Origin of the sequence: Citrobacter sp. CK202, assembly GCF_030333225.1 — a bacterium.
Lineage (GTDB): Bacteria > Pseudomonadota > Gammaproteobacteria > Enterobacterales > Enterobacteriaceae > Citrobacter_B > Citrobacter_B koseri.
In genome coordinates, this window is sequence record NZ_JAOWGI010000024.1 from 79290 (window position 1) to 100902 (window position 21613).

Annotated in this window: 23 protein-coding genes; 16 read left to right on the forward strand and 7 right to left on the reverse strand. The window is 53.5% G+C overall.

Annotation, left to right across the window (positions count from 1 at the left end):
• Window positions 1-7: 7 nt before the first annotated feature.
• Window positions 8-682, reverse strand: coding sequence for a TVP38/TMEM64 family protein (locus tag OGX84_RS08595; RefSeq protein ID WP_012132644.1), 675 nt, complete (start codon window positions 680-682; stop codon window positions 8-10).
• Between the two features lie 9 nt (window positions 683-691).
• A complete protein-coding gene (gene xthA, locus OGX84_RS08600; RefSeq protein WP_012132643.1) occupies window positions 692-1498 on the reverse strand; it encodes an exodeoxyribonuclease III in 807 nt (268 codons plus the stop codon).
• Between the two features lie 445 nt (window positions 1499-1943).
• Between xthA and astC the strand changes: the two genes are divergently transcribed.
• The 7 genes from astC (at window position 1944) to ves (ending at window position 9532) form a co-directional block, all read left to right on the forward strand.
• Window positions 1944-3164, forward strand: coding sequence for a succinylornithine/acetylornithine transaminase (astC, locus tag OGX84_RS08605; RefSeq protein WP_012132640.1), 1221 nt, complete (start codon window positions 1944-1946; stop codon window positions 3162-3164).
• Entirely contained in the window at window positions 3161-4195 is a 1035-nt protein-coding gene (gene astA / locus OGX84_RS08610; protein WP_286457835.1) for an arginine N-succinyltransferase, read from the forward strand. Before astC ends, astA begins: the two co-directional genes overlap by 4 nt.
• Window positions 4192-5670, forward strand: a complete 1479-nt coding sequence (gene astD / locus OGX84_RS08615; protein ID WP_071258196.1) for a succinylglutamate-semialdehyde dehydrogenase — start codon at window positions 4192-4194, stop codon at window positions 5668-5670. Before astA ends, astD begins: the two co-directional genes overlap by 4 nt.
• Window positions 5667-7010, forward strand: coding sequence for an N-succinylarginine dihydrolase (astB, locus tag OGX84_RS08620; RefSeq protein WP_286457837.1), 1344 nt, complete (start codon window positions 5667-5669; stop codon window positions 7008-7010). Before astD ends, astB begins: the two co-directional genes overlap by 4 nt.
• Window positions 7003-7971 carry a succinylglutamate desuccinylase gene (astE, locus tag OGX84_RS08625; RefSeq protein WP_112002379.1) on the forward strand — a complete coding sequence of 323 codons (969 nt, stop codon included), beginning with the start codon at window positions 7003-7005 and terminating at the stop codon, window positions 7969-7971. The genes astB and astE overlap by 8 nt, the downstream gene beginning before the upstream one ends.
• A gap of 324 nt (window positions 7972-8295) precedes the next feature.
• Window positions 8296-8784, forward strand: a complete 489-nt coding sequence (gene spy / locus OGX84_RS08630) for an ATP-independent periplasmic protein-refolding chaperone Spy (protein WP_047457387.1) — start codon at window positions 8296-8298, stop codon at window positions 8782-8784.
• Between the two features lie 172 nt (window positions 8785-8956).
• Window positions 8957-9532 carry an environmental stress-induced protein Ves gene (gene ves, locus OGX84_RS08635; protein ID WP_012132633.1) on the forward strand — a complete coding sequence of 192 codons (576 nt, stop codon included), beginning with the start codon at window positions 8957-8959 and terminating at the stop codon, window positions 9530-9532.
• A 98-nt stretch (window positions 9533-9630) separates the two neighbouring features.
• Here ves and nadE read toward each other — a convergent pair whose 3' ends face one another.
• Window positions 9631-10461, reverse strand: a complete 831-nt coding sequence (gene nadE / locus OGX84_RS08640) for an NAD(+) synthase (protein WP_049008582.1) — start codon at window positions 10459-10461, stop codon at window positions 9631-9633.
• Between the two features lie 228 nt (window positions 10462-10689).
• On the opposite strand from nadE, the gene osmE reads away from it, so the two are divergent.
• The 8 genes from osmE (at window position 10690) to cedA (ending at window position 17040) form a co-directional block, all read left to right on the forward strand.
• Window positions 10690-11031, forward strand: coding sequence for an osmotically-inducible lipoprotein OsmE (gene osmE / locus OGX84_RS08645; protein ID WP_012132630.1), 342 nt, complete (start codon window positions 10690-10692; stop codon window positions 11029-11031).
• Between the two features lie 300 nt (window positions 11032-11331).
• On the forward strand, window positions 11332-11652 hold the full coding sequence (chbB, locus tag OGX84_RS08650; protein WP_024130389.1) for a PTS N,N'-diacetylchitobiose transporter subunit IIB: 321 nt from the start codon (window positions 11332-11334) through the stop codon (window positions 11650-11652).
• Window positions 11653-11740: 88 nt separating this feature from the next.
• Window positions 11741-13099 carry a PTS N,N'-diacetylchitobiose transporter subunit IIC gene (gene chbC / locus OGX84_RS08655; protein ID WP_012132628.1) on the forward strand — a complete coding sequence of 453 codons (1359 nt, stop codon included), beginning with the start codon at window positions 11741-11743 and terminating at the stop codon, window positions 13097-13099.
• A gap of 50 nt (window positions 13100-13149) precedes the next feature.
• A complete protein-coding gene (gene chbA, locus OGX84_RS08660; RefSeq protein WP_012132627.1) occupies window positions 13150-13500 on the forward strand; it encodes a PTS N,N'-diacetylchitobiose transporter subunit IIA in 351 nt (116 codons plus the stop codon).
• A gap of 7 nt (window positions 13501-13507) precedes the next feature.
• Window positions 13508-14350 (forward strand): transcriptional regulator ChbR, encoded by an 843-nt coding sequence (gene chbR / locus OGX84_RS08665; RefSeq protein ID WP_012132626.1) that lies wholly within the window; start codon window positions 13508-13510, stop codon window positions 14348-14350.
• A 123-nt stretch (window positions 14351-14473) separates the two neighbouring features.
• Window positions 14474-15829, forward strand: a complete 1356-nt coding sequence (locus tag OGX84_RS08670; RefSeq protein ID WP_286457840.1) for a 6-phospho-beta-glucosidase — start codon at window positions 14474-14476, stop codon at window positions 15827-15829.
• 12 nt (window positions 15830-15841) lie between these two features.
• On the forward strand, window positions 15842-16600 hold the full coding sequence (gene chbG / locus OGX84_RS08675; RefSeq protein ID WP_153258449.1) for a chitin disaccharide deacetylase: 759 nt from the start codon (window positions 15842-15844) through the stop codon (window positions 16598-16600).
• 176 nt (window positions 16601-16776) lie between these two features.
• Complete coding sequence (gene cedA, locus OGX84_RS08680) at window positions 16777-17040, forward strand: cell division activator CedA (protein ID WP_196050445.1); 264 nt, start codon at window positions 16777-16779, stop codon at window positions 17038-17040.
• A 49-nt stretch (window positions 17041-17089) separates the two neighbouring features.
• Here cedA and tcyP read toward each other — a convergent pair whose 3' ends face one another.
• The 4 genes from tcyP to hxpB form a co-directional block, all read right to left on the reverse strand.
• Window positions 17090-18481 (reverse strand): cystine/sulfocysteine:cation symporter, encoded by a 1392-nt coding sequence (gene tcyP, locus OGX84_RS08685; RefSeq protein ID WP_047457375.1) that lies wholly within the window; start codon window positions 18479-18481, stop codon window positions 17090-17092.
• Window positions 18482-18613: 132 nt separating this feature from the next.
• The gene (locus OGX84_RS08690; protein ID WP_077956894.1) at window positions 18614-19216 is read right to left on the reverse strand and encodes a metal-dependent hydrolase; all 603 of its coding nucleotides are present in this window, start codon (window positions 19214-19216) and stop codon (window positions 18614-18616) included.
• An 85-nt stretch (window positions 19217-19301) separates the two neighbouring features.
• Window positions 19302-20063: a 2-dehydro-3-deoxy-D-gluconate 5-dehydrogenase KduD gene (gene kduD / locus OGX84_RS08695; protein WP_200097054.1), complete on the reverse strand. Its 762-nt coding sequence runs from the start codon at window positions 20061-20063 to the stop codon at window positions 19302-19304.
• A gap of 148 nt (window positions 20064-20211) precedes the next feature.
• A complete protein-coding gene (hxpB, locus tag OGX84_RS08700) occupies window positions 20212-20880 on the reverse strand; it encodes a hexitol phosphatase HxpB (protein ID WP_071258192.1) in 669 nt (222 codons plus the stop codon).
• A 148-nt stretch (window positions 20881-21028) separates the two neighbouring features.
• Between hxpB and OGX84_RS08705 the strand changes: the two genes are divergently transcribed.
• Window positions 21029-21565, forward strand: coding sequence for a YniB family protein (locus OGX84_RS08705; RefSeq protein ID WP_012132617.1), 537 nt, complete (start codon window positions 21029-21031; stop codon window positions 21563-21565).
• Window positions 21566-21613: the final 48 nt, after the last annotated feature.

Consider the following 21613-nt stretch of genomic DNA (forward strand, 5'->3'; position numbering starts at 1 on the left):
CCTGAAATTAGGATCGTAAAAAACGCTTAACCAGCCAACGGGAGGCCAGTGGTAACAGCCCCAGCAGGGCAAAGGCCGCCAGCATACCGGGGGAAATGATGTCGCGTATTGATGTCAACTGGCTGAGCTGGCGTCCGGCGTTGAGATAAATCACCGTTGCCGGAAACATGCCCGCCTGACTGATCCACCAGTATTGACGTACGCGGATTGACGTCAACCCGGCGAGTAAATTAACGAGAACAAAGGGAAACAGCGGCATTACGCGTAGCGCAAACAGATAAAAGGCGCCGTCGCGCGCCATACCATGATTTACGGTTTGCATCTGGCGTGCGAACCGGCGGGAGATCCACTCCCGCAGCAGGTAGCGGCTGGCCAGCATGGCGAGCGTAGCGCCGAGGGTTGACGCGAAGGAGACCAGCAGCGTTCCTTGCCAGAGTCCGAATAGCGCGCCGCCGAGTAGCGTCAGCAGCGCAGCGCCGGGAATCGATAAGGCCGCCACCAGCGTATAGACCAGAAAATAGAGACCGGCGCTCAGGAATGGCGACTGTTGCTGCCAGGCCGCCAGCATCGTGTGATAGCGTTTCAGGGTATCAAGGGAGAGAAAACCGGGAGGCAAAGCCCACACCACCCCGGCGATACAGATGATTAAAAAACCTGAGAGCAGTCGTTTTTTCGCGTTCACCTGCGTTTATCAGACCCGGAATTTTGCCCAGACGGGCGCATGGTCGGAGGGTTTTTCCATGCTGCGGATTTCATAGTCAATGCCGGTTTCAACGCAGTGTTCGGCCAGCGGATTACTCGCCAGCAGCAGGTCGATGCGCAGCCCCCGGTTGTCGTCGAAACCTTTTGAGCGGTAATCAAACCATGAAAATTTATCGACCGTTTCCGGGTGCGCGTGACGGAAGGTATCCACCAGCCCCCAGTTAATCAGGCGATCCATCCACTCGCGCTCTTCCGGCAGGAAGGAGCACTTACCGGTACGCAGCCAGCGTTTGCGGTTCTCTTCGCCAATGCCGATGTCCAGATCGGTTGGGCTGATATTCATATCCCCCATGATCAACACCGGATTGTCGCGTTTCAGTTCGTTGTCCAGGTAGTTTTGCAGGTTCTGATAAAACTGCGCTTTTGCCGGAAATTTCAGCGGGTGGTCACGGCTTTCGCCCTGCGGGAAATAGCCGTTAATGACGGTGATACTGCCCAGCGGCGACGGGATTTCCGCCATGATGATACGGCGCTGCGCCTCTTCGCCGTCGTCGGGAAAACCACGGCGCACAGAAACAGGCGTCTCTTTGGTCAGTAGCGCGACGCCGTAATGGCCTTTCTGTCCGTGATAGAAGACGTTATAGCCGAGCTTTGCTACCTCTTCGAGAGGGAACATATCGTCGTGAACTTTTGTCTCCTGCAAGCCGATCACGTCAGGCTGGTGCTTGTCGACAATGGCTGACAGTTGATGAGGACGGGCGCGCAGGCCGTTGATATTAAAAGAGACAAATTTCATAGTCGCTGCCACTTTGCAAGGTGAATAGTGCAAGGATGGTAGCAGAAATTAGACGGGCTGACTGCCACTTGTCGCGCGAATCAAACGATAACTGCCAATGGCCTTAACGATGGAGCAAAAACTGCACTGTTTCAGGGCGGAGTGCGTCATAACGATGCAATAATTTCCGATAAATTTCGTCTACGATCACAATTCCAGAATTATATTTGGCGACTGAATAATATTTCGATTTTTCCTCTTATTTGTTCTTTTCTTCGCAAATATATTCACTTTTTATGCAGCAATAGTGAATACCGGCGGGTTGTAACCCGTTGATTTTTCGTTTCCAAAACCGGTTTATGCATTTTTTCCTCTGGCTGGCACGAACAGTGCAATCTACATTTACAGCGCAAACACTCATTTTATTAACATATAAATAACTTTTTATTTACCGGAAGAGGTCGCTATGTCTCTGTCAATTACGCGTGAAAATTTTGATGAATGGATGATGCCGGTCTATGCCCCGGCACCTTTTATTCCGGTTCGTGGAGAAGGCTCACGCCTGTGGGATCAGCAGGGGAAAGAGTATATCGACTTCGCCGGGGGAATTGCGGTGAATGCGCTCGGCCATGCGCACCCGGCTTTACGCGAGGCGCTGAATGAGCAGGCGAGCAAATTCTGGCATACCGGAAATGGCTACACCAATGAGCCGGTGCTGCGACTGGCGAAGATGCTGATTGACGCCACCTTTGCTGAACGCGTCTTCTTCTGTAACTCCGGCGCGGAGGCCAACGAAGCGGCGCTGAAACTGGCGCGTAAGTATGCGCACGATCGTTTTGGCACGCATAAAAGCGGGATTGTGGCATTCAAAAATGCCTTTCATGGCCGCACGCTGTTTACCGTCAGCGCAGGCGGGCAGCCCGCGTATTCACAGGATTTCGCTCCGCTGCCGCCGGATATCCGCCATGCCGTGTATAACGATCTCAACGCGGCCAGCGAACTGATTGATGACACGACATGCGCGGTGATCGTGGAGCCCATGCAGGGCGAAGGGGGCGTGCTCCCGGCCACGAAAGCATTCTTACAGGGGCTGCGCGAATTGTGCGACCGACACAATGCCTTGCTGATTTTTGATGAAGTACAGACGGGGGTTGGGCGTACCGGCGAGCTGTATGCCTACATGCATTATGGCGTCACCCCTGATCTGCTCACTACTGCGAAAGCGCTGGGCGGCGGTTTCCCCATCGGGGCGCTGTTGGCCACTGAAAAATGCGCCAGCGTGATGACAGTAGGCACTCACGGAACCACCTACGGTGGCAACCCGCTGGCTTCTGCGGTGGCGGGAAAGCTGCTGGAAATCGTCAATACGCCGGAAATGCTGAACGGCGTTAAGCAACGCCATGACGGGTTTGTCGAACGCCTGAACGCCATAAATGAACGCTTCGGATTGTTCAGTGAAATTCGTGGACTGGGGCTGCTTATTGGCTGTGTTCTGGAGGCTGAGTTTGCCGGAAAAGCTAAACTTATTTCACAGGAAGCCGCAAAAGCCGGAGTGATGGTGTTGATTGCGGGCGCTAACGTGGTGCGTTTCGCACCTGCGTTAAACGTCAGCAAAGAGGAAGTGGCAACCGGGCTGGATCGCTTTGCGCTGGCCTGTGAACGCATCAAAGCAGGAGGTTCGTCATGATGGTGATCCGCCCCGTCGAACGACGTGATGTCAGTGCGTTGATGCAGCTTGCCAGTAAAACCGGCGGCGGCCTGACCTCTCTGCCAGCAGATGAAGCGACGCTGACGTCGCGTATTGAGCGCGCGCTAAAAACGTGGCGTGGCGAACTGCCGAAAAGCGAACAGGGTTACGTGTTCGTGCTGGAGGACAGCGATACGGGAAGCGTTGCGGGAATTTGTGCGATTGAGGTGGCCGTGGGGTTGAACGATCCCTGGTACAACTATCGCGTTGGCACGCTGGTGCATGCTTCTAAAGAGCTGAATGTCTATAACGCGCTGCCGACGCTGTTTCTCAGTAACGATCACACCGGGAGCAGCGAACTGTGCACGCTGTTCCTCGATCCCGACTGGCGTAAAGAGGGCAACGGCTATTTGCTCTCTAAATCACGCTTTATGTTTATGGCGGCGTTTCGCGACAAATTTAATGAAAAGGTTGTGGCGGAAATGCGCGGCGTGATCGACGAACACGGCTACTCGCCGTTCTGGGAAAGCCTGGGAGAACGCTTTTTTTCCATGGAATTCAGCCGGGCAGACTATTTATGCGGCACCGGACAGAAGGCGTTTATTGCTGAACTGATGCCGAAGCACCCTATTTACACCCATTTCTTATCGGAAGAAGCGCAGGCGGTGATTGGCGAAGTACATCCGCAAACGTCGCCAGCCAGAACGGTACTGGAGAAAGAAGGTTTCCGCTACCGCAACTATATCGACATTTTCGACGGCGGCCCGACGCTGGAGTGCGACATTGATCGGGTTCGGGCAATCCGTAAAAGCCGCCTGCTGGACGTGGTGGAGGGCCAGCCCGCGCCGGGCGAGTTTCCGGCGTGTCTGGTCGCCAATGAAAATTATCATCACTTTCGCGCCATGCTGATTCGCACCGACCCGGATACGCAACGTCTGGTGCTGACTGCGGCGCAACTTGATGCGCTCAAATGCCACGCGGGAGATCGCGTTCGTCTGGTACGTCTTTGCGCTGAGGAGAAAACCGCATGACTTTATGGATAAATGGCGACTGGGTAACTGGTCAGGGTGAGCGTCGGGTCAAAACGAATCCGGTGAATGGTGAAGTGCTCTGGCAGGGCAGCGACGCGGATGCGACACAGGTTGCTGAGGCAGGGCGTGCGGCGCGTGCAGCGTTTCCGGCCTGGGCCAGGCTGCCTTTCGCCGCGCGACAGGCCATCGTGGAAAAATTTGCCGCCTTGCTGGAGGTTCATAAAGCGGAGTTGACGGCAATCATTGCGCGAGAAACCGGGAAGCCTCGCTGGGAAGCGGCGACGGAAGTGACGGCGATGATCAATAAAATCGCTATCTCGGTGAAGGCATACCATGCCCGGACGGGAGAACAACAAAGCGAATTGCCGGACGGGGCGGCGACATTGCGCCATCGACCGCATGGCGTGCTGGCGGTGTTTGGCCCATACAATTTTCCCGGCCATTTACCCAACGGCCATATCGTTCCGGCGCTGCTGGCCGGAAATACCCTGATTTTTAAACCGAGCGAGCTGACGCCGTGGACTGGCGAAGCGGTGATGAAACTGTGGCAACAGGCGGGGTTGCCGCCTGGCGTACTCAACCTGGTGCAAGGAGGGCGCGAAACGGGACAGGCGCTCAGCGCGCTGGACGCGCTTGACGGCCTGCTCTTTACCGGCAGCGCGAATACGGGGTATCAGTTGCACCGTCAGTTATCCGGGCAACCGGAAAAAATCCTGGCGCTGGAAATGGGAGGGAATAACCCGCTCATTATTGAGAATCCAGAGGACATTGATGCGGCGGTACACCTCACGATTCAGTCGGCGTTTGTCACCGCCGGACAGCGCTGCACCTGCGCCCGCCGTTTGCTGGTGAAACGCGGGGAACAGGGCGACGCGTTTCTGGCGCGCCTGCTGGAGGTGAGTCAGCGTTTAACGCCGGGTGAGTGGGATGATGAACCGCAGCCGTTTATCGGCGGGCTGATTTCCGAACCGGCTGCGCGTCATGTGTATGAGGCCTGGCAGCGTCTTGAGGCGATGGGCGGACGAACGCTGCTGGCCCCACGTATGCTGAAAGCGGGAACGTCCTTGTTGACGCCGGGCATTATCGAAATGACCGGCGTGAAGCAGGTCCCTGATGACGAGGTGTTTGGCCCGTTACTGAGCGTCTGGCGCTATGAGCGCTTTGATGAAGCCATTCGTATGGCGAATAACACCCGCTTCGGTTTGTCGTGCGGGCTGGTGTCTCCCGATCGTAAGCAGTTCGACCAGCTACTGCTGGAGGCGCGTGCGGGTATTGTTAACTGGAACAAACCGCTGACCGGAGCGGCCAGCACGGCGCCGTTTGGCGGCGTTGGCGCGTCGGGGAACCATCGCCCCAGCGCCTGGTATGCGGCAGATTATTGCGCCTGGCCGATGGCGAGCCTGGAATCGCCGACGCTTGTACTGCCCGATTCGCTCAGTCCGGGGCTGGACTTCTCTCGCGAGGAACCGGTATGAAAGCGCATGAAGTGAATTTTGACGGTCTGGTGGGGTTAACCCACCACTATGCCGGGCTGTCCTTTGGTAACGAGGCGTCGATACAGCACCGCTTTCAGGTGTCGAATCCCCGCCTCGCGGCGAAGCAGGGCTTACTCAAGATGAAAGCGCTGGCGGATGCGGGATTCCCTCAGGCGGTCATCCCCCCGCACGAGCGGCCGTTTATTCCCGTGCTTCGTCAGCTAGGTTTTAGCGGGCAGGACGAGCAGGTGCTGGAGAAGGTGGCGCGCCAGGCACCTCACTGGCTCTCCAGCGTCAGCTCCGCTGCGCCGATGTGGGTGGCGAATGCGGCGACGGTATGTCCTTCAGCGGACGCGCTTGACGGCAAAGTGCATCTGACGGTGGCGAACCTGAACAACAAATTTCACCGCGCGCTGGAGGCGCCGACCACGGCGTCTTTGTTGCGGGCCATCTTCCGCGACGCGCAGTTTTTCGCAGTGCACGACGCGCTGCCGCAGGTGGCGCTGCTGGGGGATGAAGGCGCTGCCAACCATAACCGGCTCGGCGGTGATTATGGCGCGCCGGGCATTCAGCTGTTTGTCTATGGGCGAGAAGAGGGCGTCGATACGCGTCCGGTGCGCTATCCGGCGCGGCAAACCCGCGAGGCCAGTGAAGCGGTGGCGCGTCTTAACCAGGTGAATCCGCATCAGGTTATCTTTGCCCGGCAGAACCCAGACGTTATCGATCTCGGCGTATTCCACAATGATGTGATTGCGGTGTCGAACCGCCAGGTGCTGTTCTGCCATGAACAGGCGTTCGCAAAGCAGGGCGAGCTGATGCGCCAGCTCCGGTCGCGCGTGGCGGGATTTATGCCGCTTGAGGTGCCTGCCCGGGAGGTTTCCGTGCAGGATGCCGTCGCCACGTACCTGTTTAATAGCCAGCTTTTAAGCCGCGATGACGGCTCGATGGCGCTGGTTCTGCCGCAGGAGTGCCGGGAACATGCCGGTGTGTGGCGGTATCTGAACACGTTGCTGGCGGCTGATAACCCCATCAGCGATCTGCGCGTGTTCGACCTGCGCGAAAGTATGGCGAACGGCGGCGGCCCGGCCTGTTTACGCTTGCGCGTGGTATTGACCGAGGATGAGCTGCGGGCGGTGAATCCGGCGGTGATGATGAACGATACCCTGTTCAGCACGCTCAATGACTGGGTGGATCGTTATTATCGCGACCGCCTCACCGCCGCCGATCTGGCCGATCCGCAATTGCTGCGTGAAGGGCGGGAGGCGCTTGATACGCTGACGCAACTGCTTAACCTGGGGTCGGTGTATCCCTTCCAGCAGGAGGGCGCAGGGAATGGATAACTTTCTGGCGCAGACGCTGGCAGGAATATCCCCCGATATTACGCAAGGGGAAACGGAGAGCTTTCACTGGCGCTGGCAGATGCCTGGTGTGCTTGAACTTACGCCTGCCGTTGAGGTTGACCGCGCTCTGGTGCTCTCTGCGGGCATCCACGGCAATGAAACGGCGCCTGTGGAAATGCTGGACGCACTCCTTTCGGCGCTGTTTGAAGGGAAAATCCCCCTGCGCTGGCGATTGCTGGTGATTCTGGGGAATCCTCCGGCGCTGGCCGAGGGGGTACGCTATTGCCATAGCGATATGAACCGTATGTTCGGCGGGCGCTGGCAGATGTTCGAGGAGAGCGGGGAAACGCTGCGCGCCCGCGAGCTGGAACAGCTGCTGGAGGATTTTTATTCCCGCCGCAAAACGCGGATACGCTGGCATCTCGATCTGCATACTGCGATTCGCGGCTCTCGCCACGTTCGGTTTGGCGTCTTGCCGCAACGGCCGATCCCCTGGGATGAACACTTTTTGTCATGGCTGGGGGCAGCAGGGCTGGAGGCGCTGGTTTTTCATCAAACGCCGGGCGGCACCTTTACGCATTTTAGCTGTGAGCATTTTGGCGCGTTGTCCTGCACGCTGGAGTTGGGCAAAGCGCTGCCGTTTGGGCACAACGATCTGACGCAATTTACCCCTACCGCGCAGGCGCTGGCGACGTTGCTGGCGGGAGAAAAGCCGATGGAAGGGGGAACGAGGCCGATTCGCTATCGCGTGGTGGCGCAAATTACACGCCGCAGCGATGCGTTTGTTCTCTGTATGGATAACCAGACGCTGAATTTCACGCCGTTCAAAGAAGGAACGCTACTGGCGCAGGATGGCGATGAGCAGGTGATCGTTACCCATGATGTTGAATATGTTCTCTTTCCTAACCCTAATGTGGCCTGTGGTTTACGCGCTGGCCTGATGCTGGAAAAACTCGCGTAATTATTTCTCCCCTCAGGCGAACGTCTGAGGGTCTTATTTTTGTGTGCTATCGCGATTTATTACGGATTAATCCTGGTAAACTGCTTTATTAATAGTCATCGGTCAGGTATAGTTCTTCATATTTCCTGCAAAATCATCTGCTTGCAATAAAATATTGCAACTCTCCTCGATTTATTCTTTTTTTCTTCATAATTGACGAAAAATTGTTTTTTACACTTTCATTGTTTTACCGTTGCTCTGACTAATTGACGATTAAGGCGGTAAAGTTTATCTCGTCAACACGGCGCTACGCCGAAAGAATAACTGAAAGGAAGGACATAGATTATGCGTAAATTAACTGCACTGTTTGTTGCCTCTACCCTGGCGCTGGGCGCTGCGAACCTGGCTCACGCGGCTGATACCACTACCGCTGCTCCGGCAGATGCGAAGCCGATGATGCACCACAAAGGAAAATTCGGTCCGCATCATGACATGATGTTCAAAGATTTGAACCTGACCGACGCGCAGAAACAGCAAATCCGCGACATCATGAAAGGTCAGCGTGACCAGATGAAACGTCCGCCGCTGGAAGAGCGCCGCGCAATGCACGATATCATCGCCAGCGACAGCTTCGATAAGGCGAAAGCTGAAGCGCAGATTGCGAAGATGGAAGAACAGCGCAAAGCCAATATGCTGGCGCACATGGAAACGCAGAATAAGATCTACAACATTCTGACGCCGGAACAGAAAAAACAGTTTAATGCCAATTTTGAGAAGCGTCTGACAGAACGTCCGGCGCCGGAAGGTAAAATGCCAACACCCCCTGCTGAGTAATCCCTCAGCGTTACGCTAACGCATTCAAGACCGCCGGTCCTGTTCACAACATCTCTTCTCGATGTGGACAGGATCGGCGGTTTTTCTTTTCTTCTCGTTAAGGTAAATCTTCACTGCTGCCGATAACAACAATGTGCCATATTATGGCGCTGCGTCCTTCTCGGGAGTGATAATGGAATACTTTGATATCCGTAAAATGCCGGTAAACCTCTGGCGCAATGGTGCGGGCGAAACGCGCGAGATTTGTTGTTTTCCTCCGGCGACGCGGGATTTTCACTGGCGCGCCAGTATTGCGTCTATCGCCGGGAACGGGGAGTTTTCCCTTTTTCCTGGGGTTGAGCGCGTTATTACGTTACTGGAAGGCGGAGAGGTGATGCTGGAAGGCGTGAATGCGTTTACCCATACCCTCAAGCGACATCAGCCGTTCACGTTTGCAGGCGATAGCGTCGTGAAAGCCACGCTGTCGGAAGGGCAAATGTCGATGGATCTCAATATCATGACCCGACGCGATCGTTGTAAGGCGAAGGTCAGGGTTGCCGATCGCACGTTTACGACCTTCGGTTCGCGCGGTGGCGTTGTGTTTGTTATTAGCGGCGCCTGGCAACTGGGAGACAAGCTCCTGACTGCCGATCAGGGCGCCTGCTGGCATGACGGGAAACACACGTTACGGTTGTTGAAGCCAGAAGGACAGCTGTTGTTTAGCGAGATTACGTGGTTGCCGGGTTATACGCCGGACACCGTCCAGTAAGTGTAACAGGACGGCGCCCGATGGCGCTTCGCTTATCGGGCCTACGGGAGTTATGCAGCGATGTAGGCCGGATAAGACGGTACGTCGCCATCCGGCGATTATGATCTCTTCCAGAAATCGTCAAACACCGTAATGGGTGTGCGACGCTTGTGTTCCGTTCGGATATACCAACCTTCGATGATTTTCGCGACGCTGGCATCCAGCGTTTTCCCTTCCAGATAATCATCAATGTTGTCATAGGTGACGCCCAGCGCCGCTTCGTCCGGCAGAGAAGGGCGATCGTCTTCGAGATCCGCCGTTGGCGCTTTCTTATATAAATGTTCCGGGCAACCCAACGCGGCGAGCAGCTGTTTTCCCTGGCGCTTGTTCAGACGGAAAAGCGGGTTAATATCGGTACCGCCGTCGCCATATTTAGTGAAGAAGCCCGTCACCGCTTCGGCGGCATGATCGGTGCCGACCACCACACCGTTGGTCATTCCGGCGATACTGTACTGTGCCTTCATGCGTTCGCGGGCTTTTTCGTTGCCGCGAACAAAATCGCTTAATTCAATGCCTGCTTCACGCAACGCCTGCTCGCTGGCCAGAACGGCGCCTTTAATATTGACGGTCAGGACTCTGTCCGGCTGAATAAACGCGATCGCATCCTGACAATCCTGCTCGTCGGCCTGCACGCCGAATGGCAGACGCACGGCAATAAATTGCAGGGCGTCGTTCCCTGTCTCTTCACGCAGTTCAGTAATTGCGGTCTGGCACAATTTGCCCGTCAGCGTCGAATCCTGCCCTCCGCTGATACCCAGTACCAGGGATTTCAGGAAGGGATATGTTTTCAGGTACGCTTTCAGGAAATCTACGCTGCGGCGAATTTCCTCTTCTGCATTAATGTGTGGTTTTGCGCCAAGCGCCCGGATTATCTCTTGCTGTAGCGTCATTTAACCCCTCCGAAGATTTTCAGAATAAATATACTGCGTTAAAGCTAACGCTTTGCTCTCTAAACGACAAGACTCCACGGCCTGAGTGGCGCAATTTACGGCATTAAAACGACATCGTTTTGTTTAATTGGAATTTTCTGAAAGATTTGTTGCATCGATTGTGGGCTTGAAAAAAGCCCTGATGTATTCCAGGCTTATATAACACGCTGATAAACAAGAGGACGGAAAATGAACAAGAATATAGCAGGAATTCTGAGTGCAGCGGCGGTAATGACTATGCTGGCAGGGTGTACGGCGTACGATCGTACAAAAGACCAATTTGTCCAGCCTGTAGTAAAAGATGTGAAAAAAGGGATGAGCCGGTCGCAGGTTGAGCAGATTGCCGGTAAGCCTTCATCTGAAGTGAGCATGATTCACGCGCGCGGTACTTGCCAGACCTACATCCTGGGTCAACGTGATGGTAAAGCTGAAACCTATTTTGTCGCGCTGGATGATACTGGCCATGTGATTAACTCCGGCTACCAGAGCTGTGCAGAGTATGACACCGATCCGCAGGCTCCGAAGCAGTAACAACTGTATATTGCCTGAGCATATGTATGAACCGGCCTGTGTGCCGGTTTTTTTGTTCCTGGGATAATCTTATTTATTGTCGCGAAATATTTGCCTGAAATGTGAGAGGGGTCATAACACCAGGTCAATGAGAGACAATTTTGTTAGTCAAAGAAATACCATCCGCCAGTTCTATCCCGTATACTCATTTCAGCCACCTAAAAAAGTAAATTCGGTTACGCAAGTTGTCCAGTGCATGGATGCAGGTTAAGGCTTGCGGAATGGCTGGCTAACAGATAATCGCATATGAGGATCGTTTTTATGGAAAAGAAACACATTTATCTGTTTTGTTCTGCGGGCATGTCGACTTCTTTACTGGTATCGAAGATGCGCGCTCAGGCTGAGAAATATGAAGTGCCGGTTATTATTGAAGCATTTCCTGAGACGCTGGCAGGAGAAAAAGGTCTTTCAGCGGATGTCGTGTTATTAGGCCCACAAATTGCTTATATGTTACCCGAAATTCAACGTTTGTTACCCAACAAACCTGTGGAAGTGATTGACTCGCTGCTGTACGGCAAAGTCGATGGTTTAGGCGTGCTTAAGGCTGCTGTCGCAGCAATTAAAAAAGCCGCCGCAAATTAATTTTTTTTGTTTTAATTTTTCCCGTCAAAGAGTTATTTCATAAACATTCACCGCAATATTTTATTGCGGTATTTAAGGGTATTTTTCTATGAGTAACGTCATTGCTTCACTTGAAAAGGTACTCCTTCCTTTTGCTGTTAAAATAGGAAAGCAGCCGCACGTTAATGCAATCAAAAACGGCTTTATTCGCTTAATGCCGTTAACCCTTGCGGGGGCCATGTTTGTATTAATCAACAACGTTTTCCTGAGCTTTGGGGAGGGGTCGTTTTTTTATTCTTTAGGCATTCGGCTTGATGCTTCCACCATTGAAACATTGAATGGCTTAAAAGGTATTGGCGGAAACGTCTATAACGGTACGCTCGGTATTATGTCGTTAATGGCGCCGTTCTTTATCGGAATGGCGCTGGCGGAAGAGCGTAAAGTTGATGCGCTGGCGGCGGGGCTGTTATCCGTGGCGGCATTTATGACCGTTACGCCATATAGCGTAGGCGAAGCTTATGCGGTTGGCGCGAACTGGCTGGGCGGTGCGAATATTATCTCCGGTATTATTATTGGTCTGGTCGTGGCGGAAATGTTTACCTTTATTGTGCGCCGCAACTGGGTCATTAGATTACCGGACAGCGTCCCGGCGTCGGTTTCCCGTTCATTCTCGGCGTTAATTCCAGGCTTTATTATTCTCTCCATTATGGGGATCATTGCGTGGGCGCTGGCGAACTACGGTTCTAACTTCCACCAGATCATTATGGATACCATTTCTACGCCGCTGGCATCGCTGGGCAGCGTGGTTGGCTGGGCCTATGTGCTGTTTGTTCCGCTACTGTGGTTCTTTGGTATTCACGGCTCGTTGGCATTGACCGCGCTGGACAGCGGTATTATGACCCCGTGGGCGCTGGAAAACATCGCCATCTATCAGCAGTTTGGTTCCGTGGATGCGGCGCTGGAAGCCGGGAAGACGTTCCACGTCTGGGCGAAACCGATGCTCGATTCCTATATTTTCCTCGGAGGGAGTGGCGCGACGCTGGGTCTGATTATCGCCATCTTCCTGGCCTCGCGTCGTGCGGATTACCGCCAGGTAGCAAAACTGGCGCTGCCGTCCGGTATCTTCCAGATTAACGAACCGATTCTGTTCGGCCTGCCGATTATTATGAACCCGGTGATGTTTATCCCGTTCATTCTGGTTCAGCCGATTCTGGCCGCCATTACGCTGATTGCGTATTACCTGGGGATTATCCCGCCGATTACCAACATCGCGCCGTGGACGATGCCAACCGGTCTGGGAGCGTTCTTTAACACCAACGGCAGCGTTGCCGCTCTGCTGGTCGCACTGTTCAACCTGGGCGTCGCGACGCTGATTTATCTGCCTTTCGTGGTTGTCGCCAACAAAGCGCAGAATGCAATTGAGCAAGAAGAAAGCGAAGAAGAAATCGCTAACGCACTGAAATTTTAAATTTAATCCGGCATGGTCTCCCCATGCCGGGCTGAACCAGAGGAAAACGTATGTTGGATCTCGAAAACGTAGCGGGTACGCCGTCAGAGGCTGAAGAACTCGAAGAAGTGGTGATGGGGCTTATCATCAACTCCGGTCAGGCGCGTAGCCTGGCTTATGCGGCGCTGAAACAGGCCAAGCAGGGCGATTTTGCTGCGGCAAAAACGATGATGGAGCAGTCGCGGATGGCGCTCAATGAAGCGCATCTCGTGCAGACGAAACTGATTGAAGGCGATCAGGGCGAAGGTAAAATGAAAGTCAGCCTGGTGCTGGTTCATGCTCAGGATCACCTGATGACGTCGATGTTAGCGCGGGAACTGGTTACAGAGTTAATCGAGCTTCATGAGAAGCTGGAACAGTGAGGAATAAATGATGCAGCTACAGGTTAACGCACCGGAGATCGCTACTGCTCGTGAGCAACAGCTTTTTAACGGCAAGAATTTCCATGTGTTTATCTATAACAAAACTGAGAGCATCAGTGGGCTGCATCAGCATGATTATTATGAATTTACCCTGGTGTTAACGGGGCGCTACTATCAGGAAATCAACGGTAAACGTGTGCTGCTGGAGCGTGGTGATTTCGTGTTTATCCCGTTGGGATCGCACCACCAGAGTTTCTATGAGTTCGGCGCCACGCGTATTCTTAACGTTGGTATCAGTAAGCGTTTTTTTGAACAACACTATCATCCTTTATTACCGTTTTGTTTTGTTGCGTCTCAGGTATACCGGGTCAACAGCGCTTTTCTGACTTATATTGAAACGGTTATCGCGTCGCTGAACTTCCGGGGAAACGGGTTAGATGAGTTTGTAGAAGTGGTCACCTTCTACATCATTAACCGACTGCGCCATCACCGTGAAGAGCAGGTGATTGACGATATTCCGCAATGGCTGAAAGCGACCGTGGAGACAATGCACGACAAAACGCAGTTTGGTGAAAACGCGCTGGAAAATATGGTGCACCTGTCCGCAAAATCTCAGGAGTATCTGACCCGCGCAACGCAGCGTTATTACAGCAAAACGCCAATGCAGATTATTAATGAGATCCGTATTAATTTTGCGAAAAAACAGCTGGAAATGACCAACTACTCCGTAACGGATATAGCGTATGAGGCGGGTTACAGTAGCCCAAGTCTGTTTATTAAAACGTTTAAAAAGCTGACCTCATTTACACCGAACAGTTATCGTAAAAAATTAACTGAATTTAATCAGTAAACAATATTGACCTGACAACACGATTTTATCGCTTGCCCTGAATAGCGCGGGACGTCCGCGCCATACCTGACGAACGGGCAGAGCGTAATACACGCCAGTGTTTTTACACTGAAGGGAGAAAGTATGAGCCAGAAATTAAAAGTCGTCACAATTGGTGGCGGGAGCAGCTACACCCCTGAATTACTGGAAGGTTTTATTAAGCGTTATCATGAATTGCCGGTTTCTGAATTATGGCTGGTGGATGTTGAAGACGGAAAAGAGAAGCTGGATATTATTTTTGACCTCTGCCAGCGCATGATCGACAAAGCCGGTGTCCCGCTGAAATTATACAAAACGCTGGATCGTCGCGAAGCTTTGCAAGGGGCGGATTTCGTCACTACGCAACTGCGCGTGGGCCAGCTGAAAGCCCGTGAACAGGATGAACGCATTCCGCTAAGTCACGGGTATCTGGGGCAAGAGACCAACGGCGCAGGCGGCCTGTTCAAAGGGTTGCGCACCATCCCGGTTATCTTTGATATCGTGAAAGATGTCGAAGAACTGTGCCCGAACGCGTGGGTCATTAACTTCACTAACCCGGCAGGCATGGTGACAGAAGCGGTTTATCGCCACACCCGCTTTAAGAAATTCATCGGCGTATGCAATATCCCCGTGGGGATGAAAATGTTCATCCATGACGTGCTGGCATTGCAAGACAGCGACGATCTGTCGATCGACCTGTTTGGCCTCAACCACATGGTGTTTATTAAAGACGTACTGGTGAATGGCGAATCGCGCTTTGCTGAACTGCTGGATGGCGTGGCGTCCGGGCAGTTAAAAGCGTCAACGGTGAAAAATATTTTTGACCTGCCGTTTAGCGAAGGGCTTATTCGCTCGCTGAATATGCTGCCGTGCTCCTACCTGCTTTACTACTTCAAGCAAAAAGAGATGCTGGCGATTGAAATGGGCGAATACTATAAAGGCGGCGCGCGCGCTCAGGTGGTGCAGAAGGTTGAGAAACAGCTCTTCGATCTTTATAAAAATCCAGAGCTGAACATCAAACCGAAAGAGCTGGAGCAGCGCGGCGGGGCTTACTATTCCGACGCCGCATGTGAAGTGATTAACGCTATCTATAACGATAAGCAGACGGAACACTACGTTAATATCCCACATCATGGTCATGTGGATAATATCCCTGCTGACTGGGCGGTGGAGATGACCTGCACATTAGGGCGGAATGGGGCGACGCCACACCCGCGCATCACGCATTTCGATGAAAAAGTGCTGGGCCTCATCTATACCATCAAAGGGTTTGAAATCGCAGCCAGTAAGGCGGCGCTGAGCGGCGAGTTCAATGATGTGCTGTTAGCGCTTAACCTGAGCCCGCTGGTGCACTCCGATCGCGATGCGGAAACCCTGGCGCGGGAGTTGATTCTGGCCCACGAGAAGTGGCTGCCGAATTTTGCGGAATGCATCGAGAAACTCAAAGGCGCACAACACTAACAGAGGTTGGGTATGGAACGCTTATTGATTGTGAATGCGGATGATTTTGGCCTGAGCAAGGGACAAAACTACGGCATTGTCGAGGCTTGTCGGAATGGCGTTGTGACGTCCACAACGGCGCTGGTCAATGGTGAAGCCATCGACCATGCGGCGCAATTGTGCCGTGACGTGCCGAAACTGGCGGTGGGGATGCATTTTGTGCTCACCTTAGGGAAGCCGCTGACGGCAATGCCGGGTTTGACGCGTGAAGGGCTGCTGGGAAAATGGATCTGGCAAATGGCCGAGGAAGAGACCTTGCCGCTGGATGAAATTTCGCATGAGCTGGAGTGTCAGTATCAGCGTTTTATCGACCTTTTTGGCCGTGAGCCAACACATCTGGACAGTCATCACCATGTGCATATGTTCCCGCAAATTTTTCCCATCGTGGCACAGTTTGCGGCAGAACGCGGCGTTGCTCTGCGTATCGATCGTCAGTCGGTGCTTAATGCTGACGATCTGCCGGTAGCGTTACGTAGCTCGCAGGGATTTAGCAGCGAGTTTTACGGCGACGCTATTTCAGAAGCGCTATTTCTTCGGGTGCTGGATGCCTCTGCTGACAGAGGCGAAAAGTCACTGGAAGTGATGTGTCATCCGGCGTTTATCGACAATATCATCCGTCAGAGCGCCTATTGTTACCCCCGCTTGACTGAGCTTGACGTGCTGACGTCTGCGTCGCTGAAGTATGCGATTGCGGAACGCGGGTATCGTCTCGGCAGTTTTCTTGATGTCTGACTCCTGAGTTTGCGGCGCATTGCTGCGCCGCATTTTTTATGCCGTCAGCCTGACGGCGCTTGTTTTACCCGCCCGTGACCAGACGCGGTGCGTCGCCATCAGCGTAAACCGCACATGCAAGGCGGGACGAACGGGGGCAAAATCAGCTAAGATAGTGTTTTTCTGATTTTTAGCATTTGCCTTTAGTGAAACAACTGATGATGAAACCTCTTCGCCAACAAAATCGCCCGGTTATCAGCTATGTTCCACGCGTGGAGCCCGCGCCGCCAGAACATGCGATAAAAATGGACGCGTTTCGTGACGTATGGATACTGCGCGGAAAGTATGTCGCTTTTATCTTAATGGGGGAGGCATTTCAGCGATCGCCTGCATTTACCGTTCCTGAGTCGGCGCAGCGATGGGCGAATCAGGTTCGCCAGGAAAATGAGATAGCCGAATAATTCGCATAAAAAAACCGCCTGATTAAGGCGGTTTGTTCATCACGCGGGATCAATGATGTGCCAGTTCGGCATCGTCTTCACTGTCCAGAAGGGTTTTGTCCGTCTGCTTCAGCCACTGGCTGGTCAGCGTACCGGCAGTCATTGAGCCGCTCACGTTCAGCGCGGTACGACCCATATCGATCAGCGGTTCAACGGAAATCAGCAGCGCGACCAGCGTGACCGGCAGGCCCATCGCAGGCAGGACGATCAGCGCAGCGAAGGTGGCGCCGCCGCCGACGCCCGCGACACCGGCAGAGCTGACGGTCACAATACCGACCAGGGTGGCAATCCAGACCGGATCAAGCGGGTTAATACCGACAGTCGGCGCAACCATCACCGCCAGCATAGCCGGGTACAGGCCTGCACAACCGTTCTGACCAATCGTCGCGCCAAAAGAGGCGGAGAAGCTGGCGATGGATTCCGGTACGCCCAGACGACGCGTTTGCGCTTCCACGTTCAGCGGAATGGACGCGGCGCTGGAGCGGCTGGTAAAGGCGAACGTCAGAACCGGCCATACTTTACGGAAATATTTCAGCGGGCTAACGCCGTTGACGCCCAGCAGGATACCGTGCACCACAAACATGATGATCAGGCCAAGATAAGACGCGACCACGAAGCTACCCAGTTTGATGATGTCCTGTAGGTTAGACCCTGCGACGACTTTGGTCATCAGCGCCAGTACGCCATATGGCGTCAGTTGCATTACCAGGCGCACCAGCTTCATCACCCAGCTTTGCAGGGTATCAATAGCGATTAACACGCGTTCGCCTTTCGGCGCGTCGTCTTTCAGCAGTTTCAGCGCCGCGACGCCAAGGAATGCCGCGAAGATCACCACGCTGATGATGGAGGTCGGGTTTGCGCCGGTCAGGTCAGCAAACGGGTTTTTCGGCACAAACGACAGCACCAGTTGCGGCACGCTGAGGTCGGCGACTTTTCCAACATAGTTGGTTTCGATGGCGTTCAGACGCGCGGTTTCCGCGCCGCCCTGCACCAGACCTTCCGCCGTCAGACCGAACAGGTTGGTGACCAGTACACCCACCAGTGCGGCAATCAGGGTAGTGAAAAGCAGCGTGCCAATGGTCAGAAAGCTGATCTTACCCAACTGAGACGCGTTATGCAGACGCGCAACGGCGCTGAGAATAGACGCGAAGACCAGCGGCATGACGATCATTTGCAGCAGTTGTACATAGCCGTTGCCGACGATGTTGAACCACTGAACGGAGTCTTTTAGTACCGGGCTGTCAGACCCGTAAACGGTGTGCAGGGCGAGACCGAAGATCACGCCCATCACCAGACCGACCAGCACTTTTTTTGCCAGACTCCACTGTTTGTGGCGAGTTTGCGCCAGCACGAACAGCAGTGCAACGAACACCACGATGTTCGCGATTAATGGAAAATTCATCCCCGTTCTCCTGATTTTTTTATACGTATCGCTGTGTGACAGCGATCCTGTTGGCGCAAGGTTAGCAGAACTGTGACCGACCTCTTATATTCAAATGGAATTGTTTATGCCAAAAATGACATTTATGCTGGTTTACTCAGCAATCTGGTGATTTATAAAGCGATCGAACTGCATTTGCAGCATATTAATCATCTGCGACGACCAACGTACTGCACTGTTTTCGGGCATTGTCTGCGGCATCCAGATAGCCCACACGAATAACGCCATGCATAAAAAACGCTCCAGTTGATTGCCTTTTTGCGGAACGAGGATCGGCAGACGAAAGCGCCAGCGGCAGGGCCAGAGCAGGGGAACGCCCGCCGGGGTCAACATATCGGCCAGAATATGGCTTAAATAACCGAGCACCATTCCTTGCAGGGCATCGGCCGGAATAATCCAGCTCTCCGGCACTTTCAGGTAGAAAAGGGCAAGCATAGCGAACACGGCGAACAGGCTGTGCGTAAACCCGCGATGGCCGAATGCGCGCGCGACAGGTTTTGATATCCATTTCAGACGCTGGCCAAGAAATGATTTTGGATGATCAATATCGGGCAGCAGGCAGGTCAGGATGGCCGAAGGGACAATATGCCACCAGTCGCCCTGAGCGAGAACCGGCGTCAATTCCGCATTTTTGGCAAACACTGCGCAGGCAATGGAAAAAAGAAGGTGGCCTTCCGCCGTCATGATAAAACCCAATAAACTGTCAATTCATACAGTATAGGGTTTTTATACAGTAGGCGGAAGAGGTGACGTTGTAACTCTATGTCACAAATGACATGAATTAGCGCGCCAGCCAGCCGCCATCGACGGCGAGGGTATAGCCGTGAACGTAATCAGACGCCGAAGAAGCGAGAAAGACAACCGGGCCTTGCAGATCGGCAGGTGTGCCCCAGCGTCCGGCCGGAATGCGGTCAACAATCTCTTTGCTGCGTGCGGCGTCATCCCGCAGCTGTTGCGTATTGTTCGTCGCCATATAACCGGGAGCGATGGCGTTCACGTTGATGTGATGTTCCGCCCATTCGTTCGCCAGCAACCGCGTGATGCCCAATACGCCGCTTTTCGACGCGGTATAAGAAGGCACGCGAATGCCGCCCTGGAATGAAAGCATTGAGGCGATATTAATAATCTTCCCGCCATCACCTTGCTTCAGGAATTGCCGTGCGACGGCCTGAGAGAGAAAGAACACGGATTTAAGATTCAGATTCATCACATCGTCCCAGTCTTTCTCGCTAAACGACAGCGCGTCTTCGCGGCGGATCGTCCCGGCGTTGTTCACCAGAATGTCGATTCGGCCAAGCTGTTCGACCGTTTGCGAGACAATAGCCGGGATAGCGCGTTGCTGGCTCAGGTCGGCCTGGATCGCCATAAAACGGCGTCCGAGCGCCTCCACTTTTGCTGCCGTATCGTGGGGGACTTTGCGATTAACGCCGACGATGTCGCAGCCTGCTTCCGCCAGCGCCAGCGTCATACCCTGCCCAAGCCCGGTATCGCATCCGGTCACTATCGCGACTTTACCTGCAAGACTAAACGCATCCAGAATCATGTTCACCTCGGCTATCGGTTTTTATCAGTTTTTTGCCCTGAGAAAAGGATAGAAGAGGCGGTGAAGGAATACAATAAAAAATGAAACGGTGTTTTATAAGTAGGATGTACGTAGCAAAACGGGCAATGTCGCCACTGCCCGTCGCTATTTAACCGCGCAGATGCGCTGCGGTCAGTTCAGCCAGCGAAGTCAGTTTGACGTTGGCAAGGGCAAAGCGCGGGTCGTGCTGGCCTTCTTCCGCCGGAACAACAATTGAGCGCATTCGCGCCGCTTTTGAGGCGACCATGCCGTTGACGGAGTCTTCCAGCGCAACGCAGGTTAACGGGTCAACGCCCAGTTTGGCCGCGCAATCGAGGTATACCTGCGGATGCGGCTTGCTGTAAGGCAGTTTTTCCGCAGAGGCCAGGGCATCGAAACTTTCACGCAGATCAAACATGGTCAGCACCTTTTCCAGCATATGCAGGGGGGAAGCGGAGGCCAGACCGACCATTAACCCCTGAGATTTGCACAGCGCGACCGCTTCGCGCACGCCGGGGAGCAGCGGGCGAGTTTCTTCAACCAGTGAGATGGCGCGGGTAATGATTCGGTCGGTAACCGCCTGACGGTCTGGCCCATTCCACGGTTGTTGGGTGTACCAGAGGTCAACAACCATATCGATGCGTAAACCCAGCGTATCCGGGAGTTCATGGCGGCGGGTAATATCTACGCCTAAACTTGCCATGACCTCCAGTTCAGCTTGATCCCAAAGCGGTTCGGAATCGATCAGTAGTCCATCCATATCGAAAATTGCAGCAAGAATCTGACGCGGGGTTGACATTACAACCTCTCCTTTTGAGGTGAAAACACAATGGATTAAGCGCTTATTATGGCTAATGACGTATCATAGCGCCTTTAAAGAACAGGCGAAATTGGTTATCAGCAGGTAGACTTAGGCCAAAACGACGCGTCTTTATCAAGGGGAACTCATGACGTATCAACAAGCTGGACGCATTGCTGTCTTAAAAAGGATTCTGGGATGGGTGATTTTTATCCCCGCGCTTATTTCCACACTGGTTTCATTGCTGAAGTTTATGTATGAGCACAGCGAAAAGCAGGAAGGGATTAACGCGGTGATGCTTGATTTTACTCACGTTATGATTGATATGATGCGGGCGAATACCGCGTTCCTGAACCTGTTCTGGTATAACTCGCCAACGCCGGATTTTCAACACAGTCTGAACATTGTTTTCTGGGTGATTTTTGTGTTGATTTTTGTTGGCCTGGCATTGCAGGACTCAGGCGCCAGGATGAGCCGCCAGGCGCGTTTTCTACGCGAAGGGGTTGAAGATCAGCTTATTCTGGAAAAAGCGAAAGGCAGCGAGGGGTTGTCACGCGAGCAAATTGAGTCGCGCATCGTGGTTCCGCATCACACGATCTTCTTACAGTTTTTCCCGCTTTATATCCTGCCGGTGATTATCATCGTGTTGGGCTACGTTTTCTTTTCGCTTCTTGGATTTGTGTAGCAATGAAGAATGCCCGATAGCGCTTCGCTTATCGGGCCTGTGGTTCAG